Raw genomic sequence first — 4,456 nt, forward strand, 5'->3', positions numbered from 1 at the left:
TTAACCCATAGCGGGCGGAATTCACCAGGGAACACGGCCAGCTACTTTGTATGCCGGCCGTCTTCCCAATTAAATGCACAGGTCGTACTCGATGGGAGTGCTGCGTTCGATCTCTTCGAGCACTTCCCTCACCGTCGGTTTGTTGACTCCACGTGCCAACAACTTCAGGCGCAATTTATTCAATGCACGTTTTTCAATCGCGGCTACGGCCTGGACGGAGATCCCGCCCAGGGCTTTAGCCACTTCAGCTCTCGTGCAGGCATATTCGCTTTGCGGTATAGGCGACAATTGCCGTATTGACGGTTGTGTTTGCGGTTGCATGATTCACTCCTTTAGAAACAATGAAAGTGATACCAGTTTGCACGGACTTTCAGGAACGCAAGTTTCTTTGTTGGCACGAACCGGGGAGAAGGCAGGGAGCCGCCGCCCCGCGGGTTCAAGCCATCGGCCCGACCATCACAATGACCACGGAAGGTCGGCGCGGCAGGTGAAACCGGAAACTCAACGATAACGGACAAATATTCAGGTCAGTACAGCAAGGTGCTCGAACATTTCATCAAGCAACCCGCTCGGAACAGAGCGGTTGTAGATGAGATTATCGGATGCGCCATGCTGCCGATTTCCCTGTGCTGATAAATCGCCGGCGCCGCGAATACTCATATCAAGCCGGGACAGCTCAAACCCTTCACAGGTCGACACAACCGCCTGCAACCGTTCCATGGTTTTATGGCCAACAGGGTTGGGCAGGTAAACCCAGAACCAGCCATCACCACCTTCTCTTGCCAGCCGTCCGCGTATCTGGTGAAGCTGGCTGACACCGAAGCGGTCACCATTGGTGACAATGACGCCCCGCAACTGCGGGATGTTCAATCCTGTTTCCACCACGGTAGTAGCGACCAGAATCTGTGCCCGCCCGAGAATGATGTCATCGATGGCTTGAGCGATAACGCTGTTATCCATTGAGCTATCGGCACACCGGATCCGCCCAGGGAACAATGACTCCCAACGAGCCGTGACCCGGCTGACCGAGGATAATGTTTCATCGTCATTACCCGTGCGTTTGGGGCAGACCACGAGTATTCGATGTCCTGCATCGACAAGGGTTCGCACTTTATCCAGCATGGGGCGCACGCCGTTGGGCGTGATAATGCTGCTGCGAATGTTTTGTGGCGAATGACGCTGCGTGATAGGGATCACATCCATGGCGCCATATAAGACATACGCCATGGAGCGGGGGATGGGCGTCGCCGATACTTCGATCAGGTGCGCAGTATTGCCGGTCAGTGCGTTGCGCTGGTCCACGGAATACCGTTGCTGTTCATCTATCACGACAACATCGAATTCACCCACGGGACGGTGTAATAATGCAGTCGTTCCAATCAGCAACGGCAGACGGGCCAGGTCTTCATCAGGCCCGTTCTCGGCGCTACCAGTGACCAGCCGCACAGGAAGGTCGGGCCACAGTTGACGGAATTCCTGGTACGCCTGCACTGCCAACCGGCTGTGTGGCAGAAGAACGGCGGCCCGGGCGCCCGCCTGCACCGCATAGGCCACGGCCACCTGATAGGTAATGGACTTTCCGGTACCAACATCGCCGTTAATCAGCGTACGCGAGGCACAGGGGGATTGGAACTTTTCCACAAGCATCGCAATCCCTTGCTGCTGTTCTTCGGTGAGAGGGTAGGGGAAGGCCTGTGCCAGCATCCGCCAATCACCATCCCAGCAGATTGGCGGACGAGCAGGAGGCGTCGCTGCCGTCGCCTGCTTCAACTCAGCAGCGGAAAGCAAGGCGGCAAGGCGGTCGATAATAGCAAGGGCCTGATAACCCGATTCCGGGGTATTGGGGGAATGCACCTCGTAAAGCAGCTCGTCCAGAGTCCACCGTGGACAGTTCAGCAATCGGCGAACATATTGAGCGGGCACGATGTCGCCAAGTATCTCGCGTAACCTGGCGGCACAGACGGACACGGTTTCCGGTACCAGTGAGGCCATCAGGCGCTGGGCATTCTGCGCAGAGAGTTTTCCGCGCTTGCCCGGGTACCGGGCAACGACGCGGCCGGCGAATGAATCATCCGCCACCTCGGCCTGAACCAGGTAAGGTTTGCTGCCGAAATACTGAATCTTCCCGCACAACCAAACAGCGTGTCTGGTTTCCTTGAGTTTTTCGACGACAGGCCGAGAATCACCGAAAAAGCTGAAATGCAGCAAATTTCCTTGTGCATCGGCAAGTGCCCATCGGGTCATGGGTGCGCCATTTCTCCATTCGGTGTTGGGTTCAGCAAAAAGCATCCCAGACACCAGAATGGCTTCATCAGAAGGTTCTGGATTTGCAAATCCCGTCAATGGAACGCGCCCATCGATGTATTCCGCCGGCATATAAAGCGGCACCTTCCAGGCAGCATCGACGCCAACGCTTTTTAGCCGGCCCAGCTTGATGTTTTTACATTGTTCTCTGCTCACGCAAAGAGTGTGCCACACCAGCAAAAAGATGCAAATTGTTGGGGATCATTCCGTGGGGAAGATGTCCTGCATGGACGGATTGTCTGGCCAATCGTAACCAAACCGACTGAACAATGCGTCGTACAGCCGGTCGATTTGGAGCCCCAGGCGCCGAGCAGCGGAATAAACGCTGGGGAACTCCTCGTTGGCAATACGCACAGGTTGCGTAAGTTTCTGCTCTTTTCGTATGCCGTCGATGCATCGTTCGAGCCGCTTAGGTGTCGCGAAACGCCCTAATCGCCGAAGCCGTTCGGTGATGATGTTGTCGGGGACCCCGATTGTATCGGCCAGCTCTTTAACAGTTTGATAGGTCCTCCCCTGATAACGGATAACCATAGTCGGTAATTTCTGCGCCAACGTGGCTTCATCAATGCCAAGATATTCAAGCGCGGCGTCCTTGTTCCGGAAACAGATGCCATTTACAACAATTTTAGGAGCACGGACAAGATTGAACGTCCGGTTGATGTGGGCCTGAGAAAGTTTCTTATATTTCCGCAGGCGATTACGCACAATGCGGATATCAATCCCATACTCCTCACAAGCGGCATCCAGTGAAGGGTAATGGACGCCGAATACAACGATGCCGTTATCATCAAGCATGAAAACCTATCGCCGCATGTTGTTGAGAACCGTGACAGCGACGGATAAACGCCCCTTCAAGGCACAACGGATAATCAGGAATATCCGGAAGATGAGCACTGCCGTAGTGTTCAATCGTCGGGTACGTTTCGTGCTCGAAGGAAAGCGCATGCGCTACTGGTTTGAAAATGTTCTGCTCCGGCGCTGCCAGGCCATAAAGCGTGTTGATCATACTGGGCTCCAGGGCAGTGACAGAAAGAGACGGAACACGCTCTGACCCCCGGAATACAAGCGGCGTTTCCAGCAGGAAGTCATTGCAGTCCTTCATGAATATCTCCTGTATGAAGTCTTTTTTCCTCAGCAAAAGGTTGACCGCATACAACGAACACTGCTGGCCTCGGCGATGCATGACGGAGCTGGGGACGTGCATGAACACTTCCGGCAATACGCCTTCTTCGAGGCACAGTTGGTGTACCGAAGGGTAGGACTGAAGAATGCCTTTATACAGCACAAGCGTGTTGGGTACGCCAAAAAGCAGCCGGGCCTGCTTCCAGAAATGAAGCAGCGCGTCAGCGGGCATGATGGGCTCGGACCTGATGGACAGCAGGCAATAGGAGAGTTCAGGCAAATGGGGTGGGCAGGCCCTGCTTGTCAGCGTGTAGAGCAGAACCGGTTCCACACCCAGATCCCGCATCAGCTGTGGGGGGAGAGGGTTGTTACTGACTACAATACGAGAGTCAGGCAGACAGCCTATATGGGCGCTGTATTGGAACCAGAATTCATGGATTTCGCCGGCGAGTCGGTTGCCCATAGTGAATTTTCCGTGATATTGACGATACCTGGAAATAATAAAAGGGCGGGCATTGGGGGAGTGGGTTATAAAGACGGAAAAATTAACGATTGAGGCGGAAATCGTTCAAGAAGACGCATCCGGGGCGTTTGGCGAAAGCGCATCGGCGATGCGCTGGCGGATCTCATTGCTGTCATAGTGCGATTTCACGGGCCATCTCAATAGCGGGAAACCAGCCGATTGACAAGCAGCATTGAGGAAATGGTCACGCCGCACACGGTCGGATCGTTTATGAGAGCGGTCATCCAGCTCGATGGCGCACAGGAGGTGGGCGGTGTTCCGGTCAATAAGGACGAAATCAAAATGTTTGCTGCTGATCTTCCAGAACTGTTGATTCCACTGTCGCCGGTCAAGGTACTTGCGGGGTGTAAGCACATCGGCAACACGAACTTTACCGAAGACCAACACCTGGGAGGGCATGGTCTGAAGAAGAACCTTCAGGAATCTGTGTTCTGCGGGAGAAAACAGGGTATCGAGGCGAGTGTACCGCGGCTCGGTTTTACTCGATGGTGATAGTACCGCCAGTGC

Annotated in this window: 5 protein-coding genes; all 5 read right to left on the reverse strand. The window is 54.5% G+C overall.

The genetic code is table 11. From position 1 onward, the window contains the following. Positions 1-69: 69 nt before the first annotated feature. Positions 70-243 (reverse strand): hypothetical protein, encoded by a 174-nt coding sequence (locus ACOCD2_RS13055; RefSeq protein WP_293681327.1) that lies wholly within the window; start codon positions 241-243, stop codon positions 70-72. Positions 244-522: 279 nt separating this feature from the next. Further along, complete coding sequence (locus tag ACOCD2_RS13060; protein ID WP_293674815.1) at positions 523-2,460, reverse strand: DEAD/DEAH box helicase; 1,938 nt, start codon at positions 2,458-2,460, stop codon at positions 523-525. 45 nt (positions 2,461-2,505) lie between these two features. After that, positions 2,506-3,099 (reverse strand): hypothetical protein, encoded by a 594-nt coding sequence (locus ACOCD2_RS13065; RefSeq protein WP_293650354.1) that lies wholly within the window; start codon positions 3,097-3,099, stop codon positions 2,506-2,508. Then, positions 3,092-3,889, reverse strand: coding sequence for a hypothetical protein (locus ACOCD2_RS13070; RefSeq protein WP_293650214.1), 798 nt, complete (start codon positions 3,887-3,889; stop codon positions 3,092-3,094). Before ACOCD2_RS13070 ends, ACOCD2_RS13065 begins: the two co-directional genes overlap by 8 nt. A gap of 105 nt (positions 3,890-3,994) precedes the next feature. Beyond that, on the reverse strand, positions 3,995-4,456 hold a 462-nt coding region (locus tag ACOCD2_RS13075), incomplete at its 5' end, for a DUF2726 domain-containing protein (RefSeq protein WP_293688478.1).

The sequence above is a fragment of the Thiolapillus sp. genome (genome assembly GCF_048562965.1).
Taxonomy (GTDB): domain Bacteria; phylum Pseudomonadota; class Gammaproteobacteria; order Chromatiales; family Chromatiaceae; genus Thiolapillus; species Thiolapillus brandeum_A.

Bases quoted from the DNA above. Each gene is read 5' to 3' on its own strand.
- ACOCD2_RS13070 (WP_293650214.1), bottom strand. From the start codon at position 3,889: ATGGGCAACCGACTCGCCGGCGAAATCCATGAATTCTGGTTCCAATAC.
- ACOCD2_RS13065 (WP_293650354.1), bottom strand. From the start codon at position 3,099: ATGCTTGATGATAACGGCATCGTTGTATTCGGCGTCCATTACCCTTCA.